At 44.1% G+C, this 24745-nt stretch carries 13 protein-coding genes; 5 read left to right on the top strand and 8 right to left on the bottom strand.

From position 1 onward, the window contains the following. Positions 1 to 90 precede the first annotated feature (90 nt). Positions 91 to 2187, bottom strand: coding sequence for a hypothetical protein (locus tag J4N22_RS02490; protein ID WP_207492132.1), 2097 nt, complete (start codon positions 2185 to 2187; stop codon positions 91 to 93). Positions 2188 to 2444: 257 nt separating this feature from the next. On the opposite strand from J4N22_RS02490, the gene J4N22_RS02485 reads away from it, so the two are divergent. The 3 genes from J4N22_RS02485 to J4N22_RS02475 all read left to right on the top strand — a co-directional run bounded on the left by J4N22_RS02485 (position 2445) and on the right by J4N22_RS02475 (position 5113). Beyond that, a complete protein-coding gene (locus J4N22_RS02485) occupies positions 2445 to 3116 on the top strand; it encodes a response regulator transcription factor (RefSeq protein ID WP_207492131.1) in 672 nt (223 codons plus the stop codon). Positions 3117 to 3161: 45 nt separating this feature from the next. Further along, a complete protein-coding gene (locus J4N22_RS02480) occupies positions 3162 to 4205 on the top strand; it encodes a sensor histidine kinase (RefSeq protein ID WP_207492130.1) in 1044 nt (347 codons plus the stop codon). 209 nt (positions 4206 to 4414) lie between these two features. Continuing rightward, on the top strand, positions 4415 to 5113 hold the full coding sequence (locus J4N22_RS02475; protein ID WP_207492129.1) for a DUF3667 domain-containing protein: 699 nt from the start codon (positions 4415 to 4417) through the stop codon (positions 5111 to 5113). Between the two features lie 67 nt (positions 5114 to 5180). Here J4N22_RS02475 and J4N22_RS02470 read toward each other — a convergent pair whose 3' ends face one another. The 7 genes from J4N22_RS02470 to J4N22_RS02440 all read right to left on the bottom strand — a co-directional run bounded on the left by J4N22_RS02470 (position 5181) and on the right by J4N22_RS02440 (position 23327). After that, a complete protein-coding gene (locus J4N22_RS02470; RefSeq protein WP_207492128.1) occupies positions 5181 to 5435 on the bottom strand; it encodes a hypothetical protein in 255 nt (84 codons plus the stop codon). Positions 5436 to 5512: 77 nt separating this feature from the next. Next, a complete protein-coding gene (locus J4N22_RS02465) occupies positions 5513 to 6541 on the bottom strand; it encodes a PorP/SprF family type IX secretion system membrane protein (protein WP_207492127.1) in 1029 nt (342 codons plus the stop codon). Continuing rightward, positions 6542 to 16033 carry a PKD domain-containing protein gene (locus J4N22_RS02460; protein WP_207492126.1) on the bottom strand — a complete coding sequence of 3164 codons (9492 nt, stop codon included), beginning with the start codon at positions 16031 to 16033 and terminating at the stop codon, positions 6542 to 6544. A gap of 8 nt (positions 16034 to 16041) precedes the next feature. Beyond that, positions 16042 to 21207 (bottom strand): PKD domain-containing protein, encoded by a 5166-nt coding sequence (locus tag J4N22_RS02455; protein WP_207492125.1) that lies wholly within the window; start codon positions 21205 to 21207, stop codon positions 16042 to 16044. Positions 21208 to 21530: 323 nt separating this feature from the next. Next, positions 21531 to 22208: a uracil-DNA glycosylase family protein gene (locus J4N22_RS02450; RefSeq protein WP_207492124.1), complete on the bottom strand. Its 678-nt coding sequence runs from the start codon at positions 22206 to 22208 to the stop codon at positions 21531 to 21533. Between the two features lies 1 nt (position 22209). Beyond that, positions 22210 to 22650 (bottom strand): Fur family transcriptional regulator, encoded by a 441-nt coding sequence (locus tag J4N22_RS02445; RefSeq protein WP_207492123.1) that lies wholly within the window; start codon positions 22648 to 22650, stop codon positions 22210 to 22212. Positions 22651 to 22667: 17 nt separating this feature from the next. Continuing rightward, positions 22668 to 23327 carry an SCO family protein gene (locus tag J4N22_RS02440; protein ID WP_207492122.1) on the bottom strand — a complete coding sequence of 220 codons (660 nt, stop codon included), beginning with the start codon at positions 23325 to 23327 and terminating at the stop codon, positions 22668 to 22670. A gap of 113 nt (positions 23328 to 23440) precedes the next feature. On the opposite strand from J4N22_RS02440, the gene J4N22_RS02435 reads away from it, so the two are divergent. Both J4N22_RS02435 and J4N22_RS02430 read left to right on the top strand, forming a co-directional pair. Beyond that, positions 23441 to 23851 (top strand): MerC domain-containing protein, encoded by a 411-nt coding sequence (locus tag J4N22_RS02435; protein ID WP_207492121.1) that lies wholly within the window; start codon positions 23441 to 23443, stop codon positions 23849 to 23851. A 211-nt stretch (positions 23852 to 24062) separates the two neighbouring features. Then, a complete protein-coding gene (locus J4N22_RS02430; protein ID WP_207492120.1) occupies positions 24063 to 24725 on the top strand; it encodes a phosphatidylserine decarboxylase family protein in 663 nt (220 codons plus the stop codon). Positions 24726 to 24745: the final 20 nt, after the last annotated feature.

Here is a 24745-nt window from a genome sequence, read left to right as displayed (position 1 = left end):
TACGGCAGTCTCAAAGACTACCGTAATATAAATGCTACAAAAAACGGTAGCCTGTAAGACTACCGTTTTCTCAATTCTATATTATCAGTATTATTTCACGGCAAGCTCTTCCCGCTCTTCCATCACTTTGTTGTAGGTCATGATAAACAGCGCGCCGAGGTTTTTGTGCGGTGGCACATAATCATCAAACAGTGGATTTTTTACAAAACGCTTTTCAAAGCCGCGCCATAAAGTTGGCCAGTTCAGGTCTTTGCCCTGGCGTAATTGCTCTGTAATCTCAATGATCATTGGCTGGTTTACCGTACCGCTACCAACCTGCTTGCTGGCAATTATATGAGCATAGGGGCAAGTCTCTAGCACCGAATGCAGGTTATGATAACCACCACAACTTCCCAATAATACCACCTTTGCTGATGGCGCCAGTTGTTCAATAGTAGATTTTACATAATAACTATGTCCGCGGTGTATAACAACGGTAGGATCCAGTTTATTTGCCACCAGGTATTTTCCAAGACTTTCCTGGGCTTTGCTGTCAAGGTCTTTGGTTTCGTCTAAGGCTCGGTTGGCATAGATGATAACAGGAACTCCTTTAGTAGAACTTACCTCTATCCATTCAGGCTTTTCTACCACTTTCCAGCCAAGGCCGCGGTAGGCATTGCGGAAATTATTGAATACACCCATTCCATCTTTATCGCCATAAAAGAACTGCTGAATAATGATTTTACCGCCGGAATTTTTAAGGCTGGCATTGCTCACGTTGTAAATAGGAGGTATTCCAAACTTCGCAGCTATATCTACGGTAGAGCCAGAGTCCATGCTTGAAAAAATATTGTTCAGCAGGTCGTAAATTATATACCCGCGTTTATCTGCATTCTTCAACTGGGTTAGGTTCTTATTCACCTCCTCCTGTATCAGCTTGCGAAGTTGATTATCAGATATACTGGCATAGCTGTCAGCCACATCCACTGCGTCTTCCAGGTTGCCGGTTTTCTCTAATCCATTTACAAAAGAACGCATCAGGATCTCAGCATTTCCTTTAGGCATGCGCCTCAGGAAATCATCCAGCGTATTGTATCCAGCCGCCACTTTTATGAACTTCTTGAAGTGATCAAAATGAACGCTCATCAGCAAAGAGTCGCTGTTAGGAGTTTTCATTCGCTGCCAAATACGATCGTATGTTTTTAAGTAGCTACTTGTGTAGATTTCCGTCTCGCCCATCACACACAGGAAATAAAGTTCTTGTGCATTTAGCGGCTCCACTTTACGCATACGTATATGATCCGGCTCATCGTGCAATCCATTGATCACGTTGATGAAACTTTCGATCGCCTTTTTGCGAAGCATAGAACTAACGGCATCCATAGCCATTGGCGTATCGCGCCTACGCATACGCTCAGCATAATCAATTTGTGTATTTACCAGCAAACGGTAATACTTGTACTCATCATCCAGGCTTTTACCAATTTCGTCTATGGTCGTTTTACCCTTGTACAGGTTGTCTAAAAAAGGAAAGTATAACCGGCCAGTGTTCATTGTAGCCAGTTTGCTGATGGTTTTTACCAGCGGATCATTAATTCGATGAATTCTGCGACCTAAAGAAGTATTGGTAGATTGTGCGTAGTTATAGATCTCTTCCTGCTGTGTGCGGGCCACTATGACAATTAAACTATCAGCAAAATGAACATCCGGGTTGGCGCGCAATACCGGCATAATGCGGCTTGGGTCACGGATACACTCTTTCAGCACCAGCAGGTCTTTACTTTCAGCAATGCCTGCATTTTTTTGAAAAGGGAAACAGCGCACAATGACCTGGCCAACTTCAAGATCATTTTCCTCTATAAGGGGTAAAATGGATTTACCATTCAGTTCCAGCTGCATCGCTTCAACGTATGCATCTATTACCGAAGGCAGCTGGTCGTGCTTAATAGCTTTATTACGGAAATTCACTTCGAACGAAGCAAGCGCCTCAGAAACGCCTCTCAGGAATTTGATCTTATTGTTTGCATCCAGTGTGCTATCCAGTTCAATCCGGTCTTGCAGATCATCCACTTTATTGAATAAAGCATATGAAACCTGGAGGTTCACTTCCTCGTTATTGCCAACATTCAAAGCTTTATCGTCCTTCTTATCAAGCCTGTCAACAGACCGCTGTGCTTTATCAATATTCTCATGGAATATCTTACGCATTAGCGGGATAGTAGGTTTAGACTGGCTCCAGGAAGTAAGGGAAGACAACACTAAAACAACAGCACAAATAAAGGATTTAAGCATAACGGTCATAAGAGCAAAAATACTACCAATCGTGATGCAATATTTAGCCGCAGAGCCTTTTAGCTATTTGTTGCACTTAAATTTGCAGCGTATTCCTTAACAATTTTATAATGGCCTAACCACGGGTAAGGATACAACCACTAATACTTTTGTGTAAATAAATTGTTAATGGAATGAAAGGTAAGAAGGTACTCATAGCTGATGACGAACAGGATATTTTAGAAATAATTGGATATAATCTTACCAAAGAAGGTTACGAAGTAAGAACGGCACAAAATGGGAAAGAAGCATTAGAAGAGGTAGCTTCTTTTAAACCGCACCTGGCAATACTGGATATCATGATGCCTGGAATGACAGGCGTGGAAGTATGCAGGTTGCTGCGGGCTCAGCCGCAGTACAATGAAATGCTCATCATGTTCCTGACAGCACTGAGCGATGAATCCTCTCAAATTCAAGGTCTTGAGACTGGCGCAGACGATTACCTAAACAAGCCAATTAGCCCGAAGGTGCTTACCAGCAGGGTGAATGCTATCTTCAGAAGACTTCAACAAGAAGCTGACACCGCGCTTCACCTGGGCATGATGACCATTGACCCGGTTAAGTTTGTGGTGATTATGCAAGACCAGGAGATCAGCCTGGCAAAGAAAGAATTTGAATTATTATACCTGCTGGCATCCAAGCCGGGCAAGGTTTTCCTGAGAAACGAAATACTGAATAGCGTTTGGGGAACAGAAGTGATTGTTGGCGATCGCACCATAGATGTTCATATTCGTAAGATCAGGCAAAAGCTAGGCATTGATTGTGTAACAACAGTGAAAGGTGTAGGATATAAGTTTGAAGTGTAAATAGGCGCTCCTACCCTGCCGTTTTACAACCACTAGATTTGCACCATGCTAAGCACCAAAAATCTTTCACCCCAACAGCTTTCGCTTTATACGGCTACCATTTTATCTATACCCATTGGTTTGGGTTTCCTGGTGGTGAGTACGGATTGGTGGATAGCACTGGTGGCTTTTTTCATTACGCTCGGCGGAAGCTACTGGCTCATCCAGTTCACCCTGGAAAGGTTCATCTACCGCAAGATCAAACTCATCTACAAGTTTATTTACCAAACCAAAGCTTCCAAGCGCGAAGAGACCTACTACAAATACATTCTGCCGCAAAAAAGTATAGATGAGGTGCGGCTGGATGTAGAAAAATGGGCAGAGCAAAAACGGGAAGAGATTGAGGTGCTGAAAAATAATGAAGCATACCGTAAAGAGTTTTTACAGAACCTGGCGCATGAATTCAAGACTCCCATTTTTGCCATACAAGGATATGTAGATACGCTGCTGGAAGGAGCATTGGATAATCCTGCGGTAAACAAAAGGTTCTTAGAGAATGCAGCCAAAAATGTTGACCGTATGGTGACATTGGTCAGTGACCTGGATGAAATATCTAGATTGGAAAGTGGCGAGCAGCCGTTGCAGAAAAAGAATTTCGTCATTCAAGACCTGGTGCGTGAAGCTTTTGATAGTTTATCTATAAAGACGGCAGAAAAGAATATTAAGTGCTCGTTTAAGAAAGGCTGCGAGACGCCACTGACGGTTTATGCCGATAAAGAAAAGATTCGCCAGGTTATCATCAACCTGGTAAGTAACTCTATTAAGTATGGTAATGTAGATGGATCCATTGTAGCGAGCATTTACAAAACCGACAGCAACCATGCCCTAGTAGAGATAAGCGATGACGGCATAGGAATAGCCGAAGAACATTTACCTCGCATCTTCGAAAGATTTTACCGTACTGACCGTGGCCGCAGCCGCGAAGTAGGTGGCTCTGGTATTGGTCTTGCCATTGCCAAACATATAGTAGAAGCGCATGGGCAAACCATACATGTGCGCAGTAAACTAGATATTGGAACTACGGTTGGCTTTACGCTCGAAAGAAGATAGAGCAGCATCTTGCCCCTCTTAGCCTGTTCCAGGCCGCAGCCAGCAAAGAAGCAGATCCATACACAAAGCATATATTAGCAGTGCTAATAATATAGCTTGTAATGACCACTACCAATTGTCTTAACTGCGGAAACTCCTTCTCCGGCCATGAAATATATTGCAGCGCCTGCGGCCAGAAAGCGGCTGTACACAGGCTCACGTTATCGCACATGCTGCACGATGCTATACATTTTGTAACGCATGCAGATAAAGGGATTTTTTACCTGGTAAAAATGCTGGCACTAGACCCAGGAAGAGTAGCAAGGGAATATGTGCATGGACGCAGAAAGAAGTTTTTTAGCCCGCTGAATTTCTTCCTGATCAGTGTTGGATTATTTGTGTTTGTAACGGCGACTTTCAAACCCATGGGCACGGGCAATGATCTATCGGCAGTAAAAGCAAATGTGATGAAAGAGCCTGATGTGGTAAAGCGGCAGCGCCAACTGCTAAAGCTGGAGCGGTCAGAAAAGGCAACAGCGTTTGTAGCTAAATACTCCAACATCATCCGGTTTATAGCTACACCACTTTTTGCGCTGCTATACTTTCTTTTTTTACGAAGGTCTGGCTACAACTTTACGGAGTTTTTGGTTGCAGCATTATACTTCTCCGGCTTTACTGCCCTCATCTTTATTTTCATCATTACGCCTTTCCTGTTGGCCTTATCGGGATGGGCAAATTTTGCAGGTGTAATGGCTTATATGGTTATAGAAACGATCTACTGGTCGTTAGGTATGAACTACTTCTTAATAGACCGCAGGAAACCTAAATATGGCTGGATCTTGCTTCTGTCAATTGGTATCACCACTTTCTGGTTTATTACCAGTGGCTTTCTTATGATGACCTACATCAATACCGGGTTTGGCTTGTAAAAAAACAAAGGGCAACCCGCAACAGCCTAAGATGCTGCGAGTTGCCCTTATCTTCTATAAGAATGATTTAAGAAGTATAACTGCTTCCTTCACCAAACTTTGACTCTGCGCCCATAGTTGCAGAACGTTGTTGTCCTTTCAGCATATCCTTTACATTCTCAGGCACATATTCATCATATAGTTTCTGGCCTTTGTCCTTTAGATTGCTCACCATACTATCCTTCTCCTGCTGGCTCATTTTAGAATACTTATAATAAGCATAGGCAGCCAGGCCAGCCAATACCAAACCACCTGTTCCAAACTTTGATCTATTGTACATCATAGTATTTCGTTTATGGTATAAATGAAAAAACCATACCGTATCAGCAGTAGATAGACAGGAAGTGTAGGAAAAGAAGCCTAGAAACGGACACATCGCACCTTATCGAGGGTGCTGCTGCGGGTGTTTAGGAAACCGCGGAATGAACCAGTAAGCTCGAAGCCGCCACGCCAGTGCGAAGCAACATGCAGTTTTGAAATATTTACATCATAGCTGAGTGCTATAGAAAGTTGTTTCATTTCTAATTTCATCATAGGCATCACGGCATCGCCCCAGCGAACAAAACCTCCAAAATAAAGGGTGGTAGGCTCGTCATCATCATAATATTTAGCCAGTTCTGCACCATACATAAAACCGCCCAATAGCTGGCGATGGCCGCCCTGCATCATATAATCTGCAAAGGCCACAATTTTTCCATAATCTGAAACGCGCATGTTCAATCCTCCATTGATCATCCAGCGCTCATCCAGGAAAACATTATCATTATTAGCGTTGAAGGCCACCTTAGGTTTATTAAAATGATATAGTGCACCACCCAGGTAAAAACGTCCTTCCTCGCCAAAACTATTGCTATAGCTAATGCCTGTGGCTGCATCCCAATACGTAAAGCCCGTTCTATCTATCCGTTGCATGGTAGCGTTGGTGGGATTGAATTCGCCATTGCGCCACTGGTCCGCCAGCTTCATTTTGGTAGGATCGAATTGGTTACCTGCAAAACCACCCATAAAGGCTACAGATATATATTCATCCCTTTCGCCGCTTAATGATTTGTGATAATTGATGGTAGGCAGGAACTGCGTACGCTTCAGGCGGATATCACCTGCTACATCAGCAGACATTTGTAAACCGCCGGTAAAGAAATCGTTGCTGCTGCCTATTGGAAACTTGTATTCTACACTTACGGCAGTGGTTTTGAATGGAACCGTAACACTACCCCATTGGCTCCTATGTGCAGCAGCAACTCTTATATCGCCATTGAAAACACCGGCAAGCGCCGGGTTTCGTAGCAGTGGCTTTTCGTAAAATTGAGAGAAAGTAAAATCCTGTGTAAAACCTTTAAAAGGAATTATTGCAAATACGCCAATAAGTAGTTTAAAGATTTTTTTCATCTAGTTCAGAATTCCAACATTTCCTTTATAAGTGTATGGTGTGTTGTTCTCACAAATCACCTCGCACATGTATACATAAACATCCGGTGCTGCTTTCACTCCTCTCACTGTACCATCCCATCCATAAGCAGGATCATTTACATTGAAGTTTACTTTTTCGAATACCAGCTGTCCCCAACGATTGAATATCCTGAACGACTTCACCAACTTGATGTTCTGACCCATTACCACCAGTTTATCATTTACACCATCACCATCTGGCGAGAAGGCATTCGGTATAAACACCTGGGCGCTCTTGCAGAATGTAGTGATGCAGATGGTATCTGTAGCCACACATCCGTAGATGTTGGTAACGGTACAGCTGATGCACTGGTCTGTCTTCACAACCGCTATCGGTGTGGGGCAGTTAACGCATGACAGGTCATTCAATCCTCTCCAGGTATAATTGATGGCAGGCCCGTTGCCTACTACAGCATTCAATTGAACAGCAGAACCAGAAAGTACTGTGGTATCTGCACCAATGAATACCTGTGGCTTGTCGCCTACTACTACAGTTATCCTGCTGGTATCGCTAAAGCAACCATAACGATCTGTACCTATAACGTTATAAGTGGTTGTAGATTGTGGAGATGCTACAGGATTTGCAACATCTGTTCTATTTAATCCTGTAGAAGGGAACCATGAATATGAGTAAGCACCTGAAGCACGAAGCTGTGTTGTTTCACCAATACATATTGTATCGCTTCTTGGAACCAGTACACGGGTAGGAGCAATCACCGTTACATCTACAGTATCGTTTGCTGTACATCCAAACGCACTGGTACCGGTAACGATGTACTGTGTATTGTACATAGGTGTAACAGTAACCTGAGGGCAGTCTGTACAAATGGTTTGTCCCTGGCTGCTCCAGCTATAATTAGAAGCTCCATAAGCTTGCAACACTGCTGGCTGCCCCATACACACCTGCTGGTTGCCAGATGTAGTAACTACAGGAAGTGGGTTCACCTGTACATTAACTGTAGCAGTATCATAACAACCGTATTCTGTACCTACTACCAGGCTTACAGGGAATGTACCGCTGGTGGTATAGGTTGTGTTTACCTGCAAAGCATTCGACTGCTGGCCATTACCAAGATCCCATCTTACCATAACCACGCTATCTGCCGAAGTAAAGCTTCCATTAAACTGCATGTTTGATTGTACGCAGATGCTGTTTGCTGCTGCGATGCTTGCAACAGGAACCTGGTGTACATCTACCTGTACAGGGATGGTAATGCTGTCGGTACAGCCTGCAGCGCTCGTTACATATAGCGTCACATTATAAGTGCCCGATGTAGTAAATACTACAGTTGGATGTTGTTGATTGCTAACGCTGCTGCCACCACCAAAGTTCCAGTTCCACGAAGTAATACCTGAGAAGGAACTGCTGGTATCAGAAAATGTAAGCGTGGTAGATCCGCAGCTGTTAGCGCTTGTGTAAGTAAATCCGGCATTAACTACATCCACTCTTATTTCTTCTGTTCCCGGTATAGTAACTGTACATCCGTTAGCAGAAGTAATAGTTACAAAAGGAAGGAATATTCCTGAACCATAGGTATGGCTAATGCTAGGGTTTGTAGTTGTAGCAGTGGTTCCATCACCAAAGTTCCATGTGAAGGTTTGTCCTGCACCAACTGTTGAATTGAACTGAATAGTTGTCTCACCACAGTAGTTACCACCTGCATATTGCAGAGCACCTGCAGGATAAGTGATGTTCACAGTAGCAGTATCAGTATACCTACAGCCACCTGGTGCAATGTTCGTCATCAGCACATTGTAAGTTCCAAATGCTGTATAAGCATGTACTACTGAGTCGCCTGTTGCTGTATTACCATCACCAAAGTTCCAGGTGGTTGTTCCACCTACACCTGTTGTATTTACAAATGTTACTGCAAAAGGCAGACACATACCCGCTGTATCAGATACAGTCATTTGTCCAGGTAAATGATCAGTGATAGCAATAGCTGCAGTTGTAGTATCAGAACAAGTAACACCTGTTGAATACTGGTGCATCGCGATCAATGTAGCTGTGAAGTTTCCAGCTGCACTGTATGCATAAGCTGGATTAGCCGCAGCAGATGAATTACCATCACCAAAGTTCCACTGGTACTGGTTTGCATTGGCAGATGTGTTGGTAAAGTAGATGCTGTCGCCTATACATGCAGCTGATGCAGCAGTGAACGAAGCAGCAGGCACCTGGTGAACATAAACATATTTGGTAAGTACTGAGTCACCACACTGATGTGCACCGGTAAGCTGAATAGCATATACACCAGGTTGGGTAAATGTGTGACGAATTGTATCAGTAGCTGATGTGGTCATTACTGTACCATCACCCAAGTTCCATGTATAAGACGCAGCACCTGTACTCTTTTTCACAATGGTAACAGTATGTGGTGCACAAGCTGCAGTATCACTAATGCTGAATTGCAGGCGTGTATCAGCAGCCAACAGTTGAACTGGTATTGCTATGGTATCTGCACCACACTCGTTAGATGCAATCAGCATTGGCAGCACCTGCGTAGTCGCAGTAGCAGTATATACGTGTGTAAATGAACCGCTGCCTGTAATGGTTGTATCGCTGCCATCGCCAAACACCACACTATAGTTGCTGTTGGTACCCACTACACTGGCGTTGAAGGTAACAGCCAATGGAGCACATCCGCTTACTGGTGTTGCAGTAAAAGATATCACTGGTTTACTTCTTACTACAATCTCTTGCGAAACGGTTATTGTATCGCAATGGTTGAATACAGTAAGTGTAGCTGTATATACAGTATCTGTAGTGGTAGCAGAAGGTTGATATACTACTGCTGCAGGCTGCGCTACAGAAGATGTTTGTCCGTTACCAAAGTTCCAAAGGTGCTGGTAGTTACCCGCATTAGGAGTTTGGTTGGTGAACTGTACAGTTACTGGTCCGCAAGCCATAGTATCTGATACAGTGAAAGCTGGCTGTGGTAAAGGAACTACATACAAAGTATGAATTGCAGTATCACTGGCACATCCGCTGTTGCTAAGTGTGATCAGAGAAATAATCACTGAATCTGCCGGGTGGCTTAATGTATAGCCAGGGAATGTAGAACCGCTTCCAATGAACTGGCCATTAGCATACCAGTTGTAGCTGCCATTAACTGTGCTGTTGATGGTAGGTTGTATAACTGTAGAGTCAATGTTGAATGGTGAACATCCAGTAGACTGCAAGACAGTGAATTCAGCAAAAGCAGGTCCGTTCATCACAATGGTCACTTCATTGCTTGTTACTTCGTTACAAGCACCAGAGATAACCAATCTTCTAAACATGGTTGTCTGCGACAATAAGCCTGGAGCAAAATCAACTGAATTGCTATTTGCAATATTGATCCATGTAGCTCCACCGTCAGTGCTTTGCTGCCACGTGTAGTTATAATGGTTGTTTCCACCCACTGGTACTGTACCAGTTATTGTGTCAGCAGTATCACCTAAACAATGAGCCTGGTTGCTTGCAATGATGTTGTTGCTGATGACAGCCTGAACTGTTATATGTGCTACATCAGACATTGCCTCGCATGGCCCTGATTGTATCCATCTCCTGATGAACATAGAAGTATCAGGAATGAAAGTATAAGTTGCCGAAGTTGCACCTGTTATAGTAGTCCAGTTAATGCTATCTACACTCATCTCCCAACGGATCACATTGTTACCATTGTTAGCAACAAGCTGTAGGCTTTGGATAGTCACCGGTGTTCCTGCGCAAACAGTGATGGATGTAGTATCAATTACATTGATAACAGGCTCGCCTATTGTTATCACTACTGTATCTCTACTGTCAGCACAGATGCCGTTGCTGATCGTCCAGGCGAAGCTGTAAATGCCAGGCACTAGAGCAGTGATGCTGGATGCCGGATCCTGGATCGATGAGAAGCTAACAGTGCTTGGTCCACTCACTTGTGACCATGTACCATTACCTGATGTTGGTGTGTTGGCTGCTAGTACTACTGTGTCTTGTAAACAAAGTACACGATCATCACCTGCCAGGGCTGGAGTTACCGCCTGGTAAACTGTAATGATGGCTGTATCACTTGCAAGCTCATTACATGCGCCGCTTTGCACAAGCGCACGGTACCATGTAGTGGTAGTAAGGTTAGTATAGTTATTGGTTGTTGTAGTGTTTGCAATAGCAGTCCATGTAGCTCCATTATCTGTGCTATACTCCCATCCATTGATGGTTCCGTTGTGGCCGCTAAGGGTTATAACACCACTATTTATACCAGCACATACAGTATCATTACCAGCAAGTGTTCCAGGTACAGTTAATGAACTTAGTTCTATCACTACTGTATCACGACTGTCAGCACAGATGCCGTTGCTCACTGCCCAAACGAAGCTGTAAGTGCCAGGCGTTAGGCCAGAGATGCTGGATGCAGGATTCTGGATAGATGAGAAGCTAACAGTTGATGGTCCGCTTAGTTGAGACCATGTGCCAGCACCACTTGTTGGTGTGTTGGCTGCAAGTACTACTCTGTCTTGTAAACATAACACTCTGTCATCACCCGCAAGTGCCGGTGTTACCGCCTGGTAAACAGTAATGATAGCTGTATCACTAGCCAGCTCATTACATGCACCGCTTTGTACCAGTGCACGGTACCATGTAGTGGTAGTAAGGTTGCTATAGTTGTTAGTAATGCTCGTGTTTGCAATAGCTGTCCATGTAGTACCATTGTCGTTAGAGTACTCCCATCCATTGATGGTTCCGTTGTGGCCGTTAAGGATGATAACACCACCGTTCATGCCAGCACATACTGTATCGTTACCAGCAAGAGTTCCAGGAACAGTTAATGAACTTAGTTCTATAACTACTGTATCACGGCTGTCAGCACAGATGCCGTTGGTCACTGTCCATACAAGTGAGTAGATACCAGGAACAAGGTTAGTTATGTTGGATGTTGGATGTTGGATCGATGAGAAGCTAACAGTACTTGGTCCGCTGATCTGGCTCCAGGTTCCGTTACCTGATGTTGGTGTGTTAGCAGCAAGTACTACTGTGTCTTGTAAACATAGTATACGATCATCACCAGCCAGTGCAGGTGTTACCGCCTGGTAAACAGTGATGATAGCTGTATCACTTGCCAGCTCAGCACATGCGCCGCTTTGTACCAGTGCACGGTACCAGGTGGTTGCTGTAAGGTTAGTATAGTTGTTAGTTGTGGTAGTGTTTGCGATAGCTGTCCATGTAGCACCATTATCAGTGCTATACTCCCATCCGTTGACGGTACCGTTGTGGCCGCTAAGGGTGATAACACCACCGTTCATACCAGCACATACTGTATCATTGCCAGCAAGTGTTCCAGGTACAGTAAGAGACGATAATTCTATCACTACTGTATCCCTGCTGTCAGCACAGATGCCGTTGGAGATGGTCCAGGCGAAGCTGTAAGCACCTGATTGCAGATTTGCGATTGCAGATTGCGGATTGGTGGCATCAGTAAAACTTACAGTTGATGGTCCGCTTAGTTGAGACCATGTTCCATTACCTGATGTTGGTGTATTAGCAGCAAGGTGTAAAGTATCCTGCAGACAAAGTACGCGATCATCACCTGCAAGAGCTGGTGTTACCGCCTGGTAAACAGTGATGATAGCTGTATCACTTGCCCGCTCATTACATGCGCCGCTTTGTACCAGTGCACGGTACCATGTAGTTGCTGTAAGGTTAGTGTAAGATTGAGTAGCAGTTGTATTGCTTACTGCTGTCCAGGTAGCACCATTGTCAGTCGAGTAATCCCAACCATTAATCGTTCCGTTGTGGCCGCTAAGGGTGATAACACCACCGTTCATACCAGCACATACTGTATCGTTACCAGCAAGAGTTCCAGGAACAGTTAGTGAACTTAGTTCTATCACTACCGTATCGCGACTGTCAGCACAGATACCGTTGGAGATGGTCCACGCGAAGCTGTAAGTGCCAGGGACAAGAACAGTGATGCTGGATGCCGGATCCTGGATCGATGAGAAGCTAACAGTTGATGGTCCGCTGATCTGGCTCCATGTTCCGTTACCACTTGTTGGTGTGTTGGCAGCAAGTACTACTGTGTCTTGTAAGCAAAGCACTCTGTCACCACCAGCCAGTGCCGGAGTTACCGCCTGGTAAACAGTGATGATAGCTGTATCACTTGCCCGCTCATTACATGCGCCGCTTTGTACCAGTGCACGGTACCATGTAGTTGCTGTAAGGTTAGTGTAAGATTGTGTAGCAGTTGTGTTGCTTACTGGTGTCCATGTAGCGCCATTATCTATGCTATACTCCCAGCCGTTGATGGTTCCGTTGTAGCCGCTAAGGGTGATAACACCACCATTCATGCCCGCACATACTGTATCGTTACCAGCAAGTGTACCAGGTACAGTTAGTGAACTTAGTTCTATTACTACTGTATCACGGCTGTCAGCACAGATGCCGTTGGAGATGGTCCAAGCAAAAGAGTAGATGCCAGGCGTTAGGCCAGAGATGCTGGATGCCGGATCCTGGATCGATGAGAAGCTAACAGTACTTGGTCCGCTTAGTTGTAACCATGCAACGTTACCTGAAGTCGGTGTATTGGCAGCAAGATGTACTGTGTCAGTCAAACATAGTACGCGATCGCTACCCGCCAGTGCCGGAGTTACCGCCTGGTAAACAGTGATGATAGCTGTATCGCTGGCAAGCTCATTACAGCTTCCACTTTGTACCAGTGCACGGTACCATGTAGTGGTAGTAAGGTTGCTGTAGTTATTAGTTGTTGTAGTGTTGCTGGTAGCAGTCCATGTAGCACCATTGTCAGTGCTATACTCCCATCCGTTGATCGTTCCGTTGTGACCGCTAAGGGTGATAACACCACCGTTCATGCCAGCACATACTGTATCGTTGCCAGCAAGGGTTCCTGGTACTGTTAATGAATTTAGTTCTATCACTACTGTATCACGGCTGTCAGCGCAGATGCCGTTGCTGATAGTCCATTCAAATGAATAAACCCCAGGTTGTAGATTGCTGATAGCTGATAGCTCACTGCTGACAGCTGCGAATACCACTGTTGATGGTCCACTCACTTGTGACCATGTTCCGTTACCGCTTGTTGGTGTGTTAGCAGCAAGTACTACTGTGTCTTGTAAACATAACACTCTGTCATCACCTGCAAGTGCAGGTGTTACCGCCTGGTAAACTGTGATGATGGCTGTATCACTAGCCAGCTCATTACAGCTTCCACTTTGTACCAATGCACGGTACCAGGTGGTAGTTGTTAGGTTGTTATAGTTGTTAGTTGTTGTAGTGTTAGATATAGCAGTCCATGTAGCTCCATTGTCTGTGCTATACTCCCATCCGTTGATGCTTCCGTTGTGGCCGCTAAGGGTGATAACACCACCGTTCATGCCAGCACATACTGTATCGTTGCCAGCAAGGGTTCCTGGTACTGTTAATGAACTTAGTTCTATCACTACTGTATCACGACTGTCAGCACAGATGCCGTTGCTCACTGTCCATACAAGTGAGTAGATGCCAGGAACAAGGTTAGTTATGTTGGATGTTGGATGTTGGATCGATGAGAAGCTAACAGTACTTGGTCCTGATAGTTGGCTCCAGGTTCCGTTACCTGATGTTGGTGTGTTAGCAGCAAGTACGACGGTGTCTTGTAAACAAAGTATTCTATCATCACCTGCAAGTGCAGGTGTTACCGCCTGGTAAACTGTGATGATGGCTGTATCACTAGCCATCTCATTACATGCGCCGCTTTGTACCAGTGCGCGGTACCAGGTAGTAGTTGTTAGGTTGTTATAGTTGTTAGTTGTTGTAGTGTTAGATATAGCAGTCCATGTAGCTCCATTGTCTGTGCTATACTCCCATCCGTTGATGCTTCCGTTGTGGCCGCTAAGGGTGATAACACCACCGTTCATGCCAGCACATACTGTATCGTTGCCAGCAAGGGTTCCTGGTACTGTTAATGAACTTAGTTCTATCACTACTGTATCACGACTGTCAGCACAGATGCCGTTGCTCACTGTCCATACAAGTGAGTAGATGCCAGGAACAAGGTTAGTTATGTTGGATGTTGGATGTTGGATCGATGAGAAGCTAACAGTACTTGGTCCTGATAGTTGGCTCCAGGTTCCGTTACCTGATGTTGGTGTGTTACCGTTTAGTACTACTGTATCCTGTAGACATAGTACACGATCGCTACCCGCAAGCGCCGGAGTTACCGCCTGGTAAACTGTGATGATAGCTGTATCACTTGCAAGTTCATTACATGCGCCGCTTTGTACCAGTGCGCGGTACCATGTTGTGGTAGTAAGGTTAGTGTAGTTATTAGTTGCTGTAGTGTTGTTTATAGCTGTCCATGTAGAACCATTATCAGTGCTATACTCCCATCCATTGATGGTTCCATTGTGGCCACTAAGGGTGATAGCTCCACCGTTCATGCCAGCACATACTGTATTGTTACCAGCAAGGGTACCAGGTACAGTTAATGAACTTAGTTCTATCACTACGGTATCTCTACTGTCAGCACAGATGCCGTTAGAGATGGTCCAGGCGAAGCTGTAGATTCCGGATTGCAGATTTGCGATTGTAGATTGCGGATTGGTGGCATCAGTAAATGCTACAGTGCTTGGTCCGCTGATCTGGCTCCAAGATCCGTTACCTGATGTTGGTGTGTTAGCAGCAAGATGAACTGTGTCTTGTAAACATAGTACACGATCACCACCAGCAAGTGCAGGTGTTACCGCCTGGTAAACAGTGATGATTGCTGTATCACTTGCTAGCTCATTACATGCGCCGCTTTGTACCAGTGCACGGTACCATGTGGTGGTAGTAAGGTTGCTATAGTTATTAGTTGTTGTAGTGTTTGCAATAGCTGTCCATGTAGCACCATTGTCAGTGCTATACTCCCATCCGTTGATCGTTCCGTTGTGACCGCTAAGGGTGATAACACCACCGTTCATGCCAGCACATACCGTATCGTTACCAGCAAGTGTTCCAGGGACAGTCAGTGAACTAAGTTCTATCACTACTGTATCACGGCTATCAGCACAGATGCCGTTGCTCACTGTCCATACAAGTGAGTAGATGCCAGGAACAAGGTTAGTTATGTTGGATGTTGGATGTTGGATGTTGGAGAATGCTAAAGTGCTTGGTCCGCTGATTTGTGACCATGTGCCGTTACCAGATGTTGGTGTGTTAGCAGCAAGGTGTACGGTGTCTTGTAAACAAAGTACGCGATCACTACCAGCAAGTGCTGGTGTTACCGCCTGGTAAACAGTGATGATAGCTGTATCACTTGCCAGCTCATTACATGCGCCGCTTTGTACCAGTGCGCGGTACCAGGTGGTTGCTGTAAGGTTAGTGTAAGATTGTGTAGCAGTTGTATTGCTTACTGCAGTCCATGTAGCACCATTGTCAGTGCTATACTCCCATCCATTGATGGTTCCGTTGTGGCCGCTAAGTGTGATCACACCGTTATTTATACAGCACATACTGTATCGTTATCAGCAAGTGTTCCAGGTACAGTTAATGAACTTAACTCTATCACTACTGTATCACGGCTGTCAGCACAGATGCCGTTGGAGATGGTCCACGCGAAGCTGTAAGTGCCAGGCACAAGATTATTGATGCTCGATGCCGGATCCTGGATTGATGAGAAGCTAACGGTTGATGGTCCACTTACTTGTGACCATGTACCAATACCTGATGTTGGAATGTTAGCAGCTAGTTGGTAAGTAGCAGGAAGACATACTATAGCATCAGGACCGGCGTTGGCTGGTGTAACAGCAGGAACAACAGTAATTATTGTTGTGTCAGAATACAATGCAGCGCAAACACCACTTTGTACTAGTGCTCTGTACCAGGTTGTGGTAGTAAGTCCTGAAAAGTTTGCTGTGGCAGTAGTGTTAGCAATATTGGTCCATGTAGCACCATTATCTGTGCTTGCTTCCCATCTTACTATACTTCCTACGTTTCCACTTAATGTAATTGTTCCACTGTTGGCAGTGGCACAAACGGTTGTATCAACATCTGTAGTTCCAGCTACAGTAAGAGAGTCTATGGTTATCAAAACAGTATCCTTGCTGTCTTCGCAGATGCCATTAGTGATCGTCCACTCGAAGCTGTATGTACCAGGAACAAGATTAGATATGTTAGATGTTGGATGTTGGATGTTAGAGAACACTACAGTTGAAGGTCCACTGATTTGTGACCATGTACCGCTTCCACTTGTTGGTGTGTTGGCAGCTAGTTGGTAAGTAGCAGGCAAACATACTGTAGCATCAGGACCGGCGTTGGCTGGTGTAACAGCAGGAACAACAGTAATTATTGTTGTGTCAGAATACAATGCAGCGCAAACACCACTTTGTACTAGTGCTCTGTACCAGGTTGTGGTGGTAAGGCCTGTAAAATTTTCTGTTGTAGTAGTGTTAGGAAAGTTCGTCCATGTAGCACCATTGTCAGTGCTCGCTTCCCATCTTACTATGCTTCCTACGTTTCCACTTAGTGTAATGATTCCGCTATTGGCAGTAGCACAAACAGTTGTATCAACACCTGTAGTACCAGCTACAGTAAGCGAGTCTATCGTTATTACAACTGTATCCCTGCTGTCTTCGCAGATGCCGTTAGCGATCGTCCACTCGAAAGAATAGACACCAGGCGTTAGGCCAGAGATGTTAGTTGTTGGTTGACCATTGTTAGCAAAAACCACTGTTGATGGTCCGCTTACTTGTGACCATGTACCAGCACCACTTGTTGGTGTATTGGCAGCTAATTGGTAAGTAGCAGGTAAACATATAGTAGCATCAGGACCGGCATTGGCAACAGTATTTTGCGGAACAACAGTTACTACAACATGATTAGAATACTCTGCAGCACAGGTAGCGTTTTGAACCAATGCACGATACCATGTAGTGGCGGTAATATTGTTGTATGGTTGTACAGCTGAAGTGTTGTTGATAACAGTCCATGTAGCACCATTATTTGTTGAACTTTCCCAATGAGTTATATCACCTGCATACCCGGTCAGCTCTACATTTCCTGTGTTAGCTCCATAACAAGCAGTAGCATCACCTTCAGCGATACCAGCTACAGTAGATTCGTTCAACTGGAAAATGACAGTATCTCTACTGTCCGGACAAACATCATTTGTAACCTGCCAAATGAACTGGTAAGTTCCAGCCTGCATACTTGACACAGCAGAATTGTGCTGGTAGTAATTTGCAAAATCAGCGGTTGTAGGTCCATCGTACTGGTACCATTGTGATGTACCGGAAGTGGTAGGCGTGGCATTTAGATGAACACTATCCTTTGCACATATTGATCTGTCTGCACCAGCAACTGCTGCACTTACCTGCGGGTAAACATTTACCAGGAACTCTGATGGCGGACCCGAACATTCATAAGCTGAAACAGCAGTAATACGATATCGCACAACTGCAGGAGCATTGGTAGTATTAATCAATACATCAGCAATGGTGGTAGCAGGCACAGGTGTATTCTGCTGAGAGAAACCTGATGCATTTCCACTGACCACCGAAGAAGACCATGTATAAGTTGATGTACCAATTGAATCAGCAACCGGCACATTCATAGCAGTGCCTGTACACAATGTAAGATCAGACACAGGAACAACTGGATTTGGCCTTACTCTTACAATAACTGTAAAAGGATTACCCACACAAGGACCATTGTAAGGAATGACAGTATACTGCACCACTGCATCTTCAAAAGAAGAATGATTGATGAGCACGTCATTAATACGATTTGTACCAGAATCAGAATTACCTGAAACATTACCTGATATCACTTGTGAGGTCCAGCTAAAAGTAGATCCTGAAGGTGTAGCAAATGGCATATAGTCAACAGGCGTATTAGAACACCTGGCTATAGAAGTATCTCGCCCTATTACAGTTGGTGTAATACGGACAATAAGAAAAGCTGAGTCATCTGCACTACAGTTTCCGTTGATGTTAGCATAAGCACGCATAGTAAGGCGTACCATTCCATTCAACCTGTCAGCTGCCGAGAATGTGTAAACGGGGTTGAGGATTGACGTGTTGTTGAAGGTTCCTGTACCCGTGGTTCTCCACACAATACTGTTGTATGGTCCAGCTACACTTCCCAACAAGTTTACTTGTGTAGCTTCCATACAAGTAATTGTAGTGTCGTTGTTTACCGGCTGAATAATCTCAGCATTGATAGCAACGCTTCTATACATCGTCATGGTAGCCCTACAAGTACCTGAAGGATTGGTAAATTCTACAGAGATAGTATAGATGTAGCCACTCTGGAAGTTGATGTTTGGAAACCTGCTATTCTTACCCGATCCTGCCTGGTAGCTGAACGGGCCTCCAGTAATTGTCCATGAATACCTATCTGAAGGATTATTAGAACTATAAACCGGCCTGTAGTTAGGGTTGTTGGCAGTTACAACTGTTGAGTTGTTACAATCCACCAGGTCTGGCGGGAAACTAACGTTACATCCGCAGTTAGGTGAAGCAGATTGAATATTGATGATCACCGTATCTGTGCTTGGAGGACAAACCCCGTTTGAGATTGTCCATACCAAAGTATAAGTACCATTCTTCAGGTTACCTAAAACAGATGTATCATTTTCTACAGTGAATGTGGCATTGCTTGGGCCGCTTACCATACTCCAGCTACCTGTACCAATAGCAGGCAAGTTGTTGTTTAGCTTAATGGTATCCTGCAAACAAGTTGTTCTATCAGGGCCTGCGTCTGCTATAGTTACTGGTTGAAAAGTATTGATAGCTACATGCGATGAATACAAAGAAGCACATGCTCCACTTCTAACCAATGCTCTATACCATGTAGTAGTGGTAAGATTGGTATAAGCCAAACTAGCGGTAGTGTTGGCAATGGCTGTCCATGTAGTTCCGTTGTTAGTGGACTGTTCCCACTGCACTACAGAACCTGTATGGTTATTCAATAATACATTTCCGCTGTTAGCACCAGCACATACATTGGCAGCACCCGATGTAGTGCCTGCTACTGTTGCAGCCGACATTGTTATTACTACAGTATCAGGAGTACCAGTACATGCACTATTTCCTATGCTCCAGGTAAAAGTATAAGTACCCGCTACCAAATTTGATACAGTAGAATTAGGCTGGTTAACATTAGCTATCACAGCTGTGTTCGGACCACTTATTTGTCTCCATGTACCTGTTCCTGCAGTAGGAGCATTTCCCGCCAGGTGAATAGTATCCTGCAAGCAAACCATTCTATCTGCGCCTGCATTGGCTGGCGTAAAATTATCAGGACACGTATAGATGCCCTGGCTGGCAAATACTACACGACCGCAAGCATCAGTAAGAGAAACAGAAATGATAGAATAACCTGAAGTAGGTAAGGATGTAAACACAACATTCTGCTGGTTGGCAGAAGGCGAAAAACTTCCCCCGTTAGAAGAAGTCCATTGAATGCTATATGCAGAAAGATCTACTGTTGATGGAACGGTGAAAGAAATATTATACGGCGTAGCAGGGTAAACAACTTGCGGTATATTATTTAGCTGAATATCAAAAGCCGCATTTTTATCAGCAGCACTAAAAAATGAGAAATTGAAAAATGCACGTTGCGCTGCTACTCTTTCTGCAATGGTACCGGTGTTGTTCAGGTTGTGACCTGCTTCATACATTACCCAGCCATTGTTGTTATTTCCAAAGCCTCTGCCAAATGCCAATGCTGCAGAAGGACCTGCAGACAAACCCGGAATATTTGTATGACTATTATTGAAAACACCCAATGTGGTAGTTGGTCTCCATGCGCCACCATTCTGTGGCAGGTAAACTTTTTCTGTACCGTTGTTCACCGCATTATCTAATGAGCGAACAAACTGCATTACCGGCTGGCCATGTGCACCATATTGAAAAGGTAATGTTCCATCCTGGTGCGAAGTAGCCGGCACCATACCAGTGGTAGTAAGAAAATTAAGTTGCGTTGTACCACCAGCATCAGTAATGTTTTCTAACTGGCTGGCTGCGTGGCAACCTGTCCAGATATTTCCTTTTGCTGTACTGTTCCATGTGCGAAGGTTGTTGTGCGTGTTCCAGCTTACATCAGCATGAGGCATTACAAAAATATCATCGCATGCTGTTAGCTGCGAAGGATCTTTCCAGCCAGTGGCACTAGAGCCACCATAAGCCGATGCAGGAATACCTGCATTATTGAAATAAGCAACAGCAAGTGATCCACTTGTTCTATCCAAAACCCATGTAGGTGCGTGGGTCAAGGTTTTATAAACAGGCAGCGACAGATCTGCCGAAGAAGTATTTCCTACCACACCTTGTGCTGCCCACGATGCCAGCACTGCATTTACTGCAGGTGTACGGTATTCAGCAGGTATAACAAAAGTACCTCCTGCGTATAGTGTACCATTATGAGAAAAGTCAACGCCATCCTTTCCTTTAGATGGATTGATAACCCATTTTACGGGTACATTATGATTCTTTAAAAGGTCGTATACAAGACCATACGGCTTTAGTCCATTACCTACCGTTTGAGGAACAACCCCCATATTCACCAGGTAAGATCCGGATCTTATCAATTCTATACCTGCATTGGCAGGCATAGCAAAGCTTACCAGTATCAACAGCCATATGAAAAGTAGAAATCTCCTCATGCGACTGCGATGTTTGTATTAGTTGTAGTGGTGGTAAAAGATGGCGAAAGCGTAGGAACATACTGCAAAGCAGTAGCTACAGTAAGATTATGCTGATATAAAGATGCGTTGGGTAATAGTTGGTGATCATGCTTTTGTTCTAGTAGTGTTTTGGTTCTCATAGGTATCAGCCTTTTCAGTTGGTTCTGCATAATTCTGGACTATAGGATGGCAGCTTATGCAGCCGTGAAAGTGTATAGCTATAAACGCACAATGACCATGAAATATTATCTGAGTACCCATGACGGACACAAAATAATTTTCAGTGATACTTAATAAGAGACTTAGCGCGTATTACCGGAGAAAACTTGCAGGTACTGATCTATATAAGCTTGCTTGTGTGGCAGCTTATATTGCATAATGAACCTAGGGTGAGGTACGGGGATTATTTTTTTGAAGAAAGAATGTTGCTTATTCAACGATGAAAAATACTTGAAGTTTTTGCCTTCGCCCAGGCAAAAAGCCACATCAGTATGCATGCCCCATGCCAGTTGTTTTTGCAAACACTCTACTGCAAATGGAGTAACGCTCTGCTGTAATTCTTTATTGTCGTAGTAGTTAATATTTTTTCCACCCTTTACAAACCCTAATGGGCTTATAGCAGATATATAAAAGGTCTTATTGAACTTTTCAAGCCCGCCAAAAGCTTCTATTACATCGTATATAAATACGGATGAAAGCTCCTGTCGCTTCGCCCAATTATTTTCTATTTTACAAACTTGTTGCAGCCTGATGGGATCAGTAAACGGCACACCAGTGATTCCGGCACCAAAGCGCCCCGGATTGATACCTATGATACAATACCGTGGTTGGTTGTCATTATAATATGTATTGTAAAACAGCGAGCAGACGCGTTTTGTCTCTTCATCATCAAATGGATGAAGCACACCAAAACCTTCGGGCAATGGACCGGGAAAATGCAGGTTAAACAGGAACGACAGTATCTGTTTACCTAAAGTCATTTTACTGAAGCAGGTTGTTGTTGCTAGTACAATCGGCACAAAGACCGGTAGCTATCACATCAATCACAGCAGGTTTAAAACCTTGCGGAAGTGTTATTTCAGGAGTTACCACATCGTCCATGCAGTAGGTCTTATTGCAGTTGTCGCACACAAAGTGTATATGGTTGTCGTGGTGATGGCCTTCACTGCACTCATCTTTGCACAGCGCATATAAAATAGAATTATCAGCAGTGGGAATGGTATGTATGATGCCTTTCTCTACAAAAGTTTGAAGGGTTCTGTATATGGTCACTCGGTCAAACTTCTCACCTGTTTGCCTTTCAATATCATTATGTGCCAATGCACCATCATTAGCCTGGAAGAGTTCAAGAATTTTCTTCCTGCTATCGGTAACGCTCAGTTGGTTACGCTTTAGGATATCTTTTATTGAAGAAGAATGCATGTTGTAAGGGTTGAAATTTACCTGGGTGAATTTCCGAAGATTCCATTTACAAACGATGACGGCCCTTGCTTTTCTTTTAATAGTTCTTCTATGGTAGTTGAAAGCTTTTGCATCTCATCAGCTTTGAGTGCGTCGAAAACACCGCCGCGCACATTGCCACTTTTATCTACCAGCGCAAAAAACTGTGTATGGATGAACTGATCTTCTAATTTTTCTACGCTGTTCTTTGGATCATCCAACAGGTAGCTTACACGAGCAGCATTATACAAACTGTCTTTGCGGCCGGTAACGAGGTTCCACTTCTTAGTATCAATCTTCATACTGTCGGCATAATAGCGTAAGCGCGGAATGCTATCAATTTCGGGCTGTACGGTATGAGCCAGTACCTGGAAAGCAGGTTCTTCTTTAAACTTATCGTAGATCTTGCTCATGCTGCTATGCATGCGTGGGCAAATACCTTTGCACGTTGTAAAAAAATATTCAACCACGGTCACCTTTCCCTGCAGGTCTTGCTCGGTGATGGTGCGCCCATCCTGGTTGATAAATGAAAAAGGTTTTACATAACTAACCGTAGGACTTTTGAACTTGTAATTATCGGTGCCGGCAAATACAAAATAGAAGAAAGCACCGGTGAGAATGATAAAGAAGATGCTATACCAGAGGATCTTTTTGGTCATGGGGGGTAAAACTTTCGGCAAAGTTACACCTGCTACTGTTAACACTTTTATATTACAAATGCTGCCATTGTAATTTTGCAACTTAGTTGCAGACCCATACCTTTGCCGTCCGCATGAATTTTAAGATCAATTGGGACGCAATAGGAATAGCTACATCACTGGCGTGTGCTATTCACTGTGCCTTATTACCATTGTTTCTCACAACACTGCCACTGTTTGGTATCAACCTGCTTCACAACCTGTACTTCGAAACGTTTATGGTGATGCTGGCATTTTGCATCGGCATCTATTCGCTTTACCACGGCTGGCGTAAGCACCACCACAGCCTGTGGCCAATGATCATCTTCTCCATTGGCTTCACCTTCCTGGTTCTCAAGCTTTTCTTCATCCACTACGAAAATTGGCTGCTGGCTCCTGCTATTATTGGTATAGTAGTAGGACATGTATCTAATTATCGCTCCTGCCGCCGTCATAACCATGCCCATGCCGAGGACTGCAACCACGAGGAATTGATAGGACATTGAGAATTTTAGATTTTAGATTGTTGATTTTATATTTAGGGATTTGGAGATTTTGGGATTTAATGGAAGCTAGATGATATCATAGTTCTCCTTTTAATTGTGCTTTTTCTTTTTGCCTTTTGACTTTTGACTTTTGCCTAACGCCTACCCCTCCTCCTCTACTTCTTTTTTCTCTCTGGATTAGCTGGCTATATTTGCACGACAAATTTTTTAAATGACTATTCACAAAGAGGGTTACAAATCAATTGGTATTGCAGCGCTGATTTTCGGCCTCATCAATATTGGGTCGTTCATCTTTATCAGCGGCAATTATCCTGTAACCGCTGCTATTATTTTTTCAGCTTCTGTTATTTTATTCCTGTTCATCGTTTCGTTTTTCCGCATTCCAAAGCGGCTGCTAACCGTACACGAAAAACAGATCATTTGCCCTGCAGATGGTAAAGTAGTAGTGATAGAAGAAGTAGTAGATGAAGAATATTTTAAAGACAAGAGATTGCAGGTGAGTGTATTTATGAGCCCTGCTAATGTGCACGTGAACCGCAACCCGCTAAGCGGCGAGGTTGTATACAGCCAATATCATAAAGGAAAATACCTGGTGGCCTGGCATCCAAAGTCGAGCACTGAGAACGAAAGATATAGCGTGGTAATAAAGAATGGCGGAACGGAAGTGCTGGTAAAACAAATAGCCGGCGCCTTGGCTAAACGTATTGTGAACTACCTGAAGGTGGGCCAACAGGTGGTACAGGGAGAAGAACTGGGCTTTATAAAGTTTGGTAGCCGCGTAGATCTTCTGTTGCCTGTAGGTACAGAAGTGAACGTCAAACTGAATGAAGTAGTAAAAGGCGGTGTTACCGTATTGGCAACCATAAAGGATTAACACATCCTTTAGCCAATCCT

This window comes from Aridibaculum aurantiacum, from assembly GCF_017355875.1.
In the GTDB taxonomy this organism is placed as follows: Bacteria; Bacteroidota; Bacteroidia; order Chitinophagales; family Chitinophagaceae; genus Segetibacter; species Segetibacter aurantiacus.
This window is presented reverse-complemented; position numbering and strand designations above follow the sequence as displayed.

Excerpts from the sequence above, each read along its gene's own strand:
- J4N22_RS02490 (WP_207492132.1), bottom strand. The coding sequence starts at position 2,187 with ATGCGTAAGATATTCCATGAGAATATTGATAAAGCACAGCGGTCTGTT.
- J4N22_RS02485 (WP_207492131.1), top strand. The coding sequence starts at position 2,445 with ATGAAAGGTAAGAAGGTACTCATAGCTGATGACGAACAGGATATTTTA.
- J4N22_RS02480 (WP_207492130.1), top strand. The coding sequence starts at position 3,162 with ATGCTAAGCACCAAAAATCTTTCACCCCAACAGCTTTCGCTTTATACG.
- J4N22_RS02475 (WP_207492129.1), top strand. The coding sequence starts at position 4,415 with ATGCTGCACGATGCTATACATTTTGTAACGCATGCAGATAAAGGGATT.
- J4N22_RS02470 (WP_207492128.1), bottom strand. The coding sequence starts at position 5,435 with ATGATGTACAATAGATCAAAGTTTGGAACAGGTGGTTTGGTATTGGCT.
- J4N22_RS02465 (WP_207492127.1), bottom strand. The coding sequence starts at position 6,541 with ATGAAAAAAATCTTTAAACTACTTATTGGCGTATTTGCAATAATTCCT.
- J4N22_RS02455 (WP_207492125.1), bottom strand. The coding sequence starts at position 21,207 with ATGAGGAGATTTCTACTTTTCATATGGCTGTTGATACTGGTAAGCTTT.
- J4N22_RS02450 (WP_207492124.1), bottom strand. The coding sequence starts at position 22,208 with ATGACTTTAGGTAAACAGATACTGTCGTTCCTGTTTAACCTGCATTTT.
- J4N22_RS02445 (WP_207492123.1), bottom strand. The coding sequence starts at position 22,650 with ATGCATTCTTCTTCAATAAAAGATATCCTAAAGCGTAACCAACTGAGC.
- J4N22_RS02440 (WP_207492122.1), bottom strand. The coding sequence starts at position 23,327 with ATGACCAAAAAGATCCTCTGGTATAGCATCTTCTTTATCATTCTCACC.
- J4N22_RS02435 (WP_207492121.1), top strand. The coding sequence starts at position 23,441 with ATGAATTTTAAGATCAATTGGGACGCAATAGGAATAGCTACATCACTG.
- J4N22_RS02430 (WP_207492120.1), top strand. The coding sequence starts at position 24,063 with ATGACTATTCACAAAGAGGGTTACAAATCAATTGGTATTGCAGCGCTG.